Origin of the sequence: Pseudomonas sp. 8Z (assembly GCF_902506535.1) — a bacterium.
Classification (GTDB): Bacteria; Pseudomonadota; Gammaproteobacteria; order Pseudomonadales; family Pseudomonadaceae; genus Aquipseudomonas.
Genome location: NZ_LR733834.1, coordinates 1 through 1,658, shown reverse-complemented (window position 1 = coordinate 1,658; position 1,658 = coordinate 1). Strand labels below are relative to the sequence as shown.

Genomic DNA, 1,658 nt, shown 5'->3' with positions numbered 1-1,658 from the left:
AGGTTGGCACACCCCTACCCGGCAGAACGTTTTCGCGTCAAAACCTGAGGCAGGAGCCGTATGCGGTAATGCTGCACGTACGGATCTGTGCGGGGGGCGGTGGGTAACCACCGTCTCTACCGCGACCACCTTTTTATACAAAAGCAATGCTTTGCTCACTACTTGCGGGGAGAGTCCATATACATTTGTTATGTGTCACTGTAGGGATTCTAGTAGTTCGCTCTTGATGCCCTCATTCGGGCTGGGCAGTTGGTTAAGCAGGGCAATGCCGTCATCGCCACAGTTGTAGTAAAAGATAAAGTCTCCAGACTCGAATAATACTTTGAAGCCAGACAGGACTTGGTAGTTACAACTTATGTAGCAGTCAACGAAAGCCTGCACGCCAACTATGTTTTTGCCTACGAGGTAATTTGCTGCTAGCGACGAAAGAAGGTCTTCGGTTTGCCACGAGCAGCGCTCTCCCTCTTCAAACTCGAATGCCTGAGGGATATCAGCAGGTAAAGTATCGGCTCCGACACTTTCTCCATTTGTTAGCAAGAACATTGTGACAGTTGAACCGTCGGTGCATTGCCACTCAATATCACCGATATCATCAGTCACTTTTTCAGACTCGAAGTAATACTGCACATTACTTAGGCCCGCTAATTTTTTTCCGACCAGAATTTGGGCTTGGGCCAAGTCGTGGGCTTTTCGCTCTTCTGAGAATATTCTTCGATGATTCATGGCGACACATAACGATAAGCTAAGGGGCGGGCTTTAGCCCGTCCCAGCGAACGAAGTGAGCGCTTTGAGCGACTTGTTATGCTGCTCACGATGATTGTTATTGGCTTTTCTGTTCAACGGGCGGGCAGGATACATTAATTATTTTATGACAGCTTTTACAACTAACTAACTCGCACATTCCTCCTGCGCCAAACGTATGAGGGCACAATGTTACGTCGAAGCCATGGTCGTTTTCGCAATATGGGCACTTTGGGTAATAGCCTAGCTTGCTTTCTACGCTTTCCATTTGAACCTCCAATGCTTGTGGCGGGGTGTAACTAAGAAAAAGCTATTGAAAATATTGTTGCATTTCAGTTAGTGGCCTTTCTGATTTCTAGCAGTGTATTTTTGTAGTCTTTTTCAAATCGCTCTTTGCTGATGCATGTCTCGCACAAATTTCTGACTTCAGCTGCCCATCTTGTATAAACGACGAGCCGTGCAAATGATTCGCCAAAGGTCATGCCCTCTGCGGAGTCGAAATTTGCAGGGATATTTTTAAGTAAGCTTTCAAGTCTTTCTTGCTTTTCTGCATCAGGTATTTTTATGGGCGAATTTTCTTGAATTAACTGATAGCCAAATTTTCTCATGTGCATTGGGCTATCTTTTTCTAGCACTATTTGAACGCCCATTTGAGTGTATTCTTTGTTCAGTTCGGGCATGTGAAAGAAATAGTAATTTCCTGCCAATGCAAGTGCCGCAGCGAGTAATGGTGATAGGAAGTGTTCTGCGATCCATTTCATTCGAAAATTTCCAATTTTTTCTTAGTCTGCATAACGCCTGGCTATGGCGACGTAGTGTAGTTGGCCTTTATTTGTGTTAACCAACACAAATAAAGGCCAACGGAACGAAGTTCGCACATGAGCCATTTGTTATGAGTTTTTTCGATATTCATTTGT

2 protein-coding genes are annotated in these 1,658 nt (G+C 44.8%); both read right to left on the bottom strand.

The window, feature by feature from the left end; translation table 11 throughout:
• Positions 1-195: 195 nt before the first annotated feature.
• Positions 196-723 (bottom strand): hypothetical protein, encoded by a 528-nt coding sequence (locus AERO9A_RS22350; protein ID WP_159974154.1) that lies wholly within the window; start codon positions 721-723, stop codon positions 196-198.
• 350 nt (positions 724-1,073) lie between these two features.
• Positions 1,074-1,502 carry a hypothetical protein gene (locus tag AERO9A_RS22345; RefSeq protein ID WP_159974153.1) on the bottom strand — a complete coding sequence of 143 codons (429 nt, stop codon included), beginning with the start codon at positions 1,500-1,502 and terminating at the stop codon, positions 1,074-1,076.
• Between the last annotated feature and the right edge of the window lie 156 nt (positions 1,503-1,658).

Excerpts from the sequence above, each read along its gene's own strand:
- AERO9A_RS22350 (WP_159974154.1), bottom strand. The coding sequence starts at position 723 with ATGAATCATCGAAGAATATTCTCAGAAGAGCGAAAAGCCCACGACTTG.
- AERO9A_RS22345 (WP_159974153.1), bottom strand. The coding sequence starts at position 1,502 with ATGAAATGGATCGCAGAACACTTCCTATCACCATTACTCGCTGCGGCA.